1 protein-coding gene is annotated in these 326 nt (G+C 48.5%); it reads left to right on the top strand.

Features of this window, described 5'->3' with window-relative positions:
* Positions 1-326 (top strand): hypothetical protein (locus tag MF542_RS17505; RefSeq protein ID WP_247021866.1); only part of this gene is annotated, 326 nt, incomplete at both ends.

Genomic DNA, 326 nt, shown 5'->3' on the forward strand with positions numbered 1-326 from the left:
GAAGATACACAAAGCAACATCGATCTAGGCACTACAGTATTAAGTGATATAGACAGCGCCAGCATTACCGTAACACTCACGGCTTCCGCAGGAACCTTTGCTACACCGGCTGATGGTGCTGGCGTTGGTAGTGGCGTTATTGAAACACTTGTAAACCCGACAACAATCACGCTTGTGGGTACACCAGCTGATATCAACACCTATCTGGATACAGCATCCAACATTCAGTACACAAGTGCATCTAATGTAAGCGGCAATGCCGCAGCCACGATTACCGTAACTGCCAACGATGGCGATGGCTCTGGTAACGTAAACTTAGGCACCGT

Source organism: Kordiimonas laminariae, assembly GCF_023008165.1.
Lineage (GTDB): Bacteria > Pseudomonadota > Alphaproteobacteria > Sphingomonadales > Kordiimonadaceae > Kordiimonas > Kordiimonas laminariae.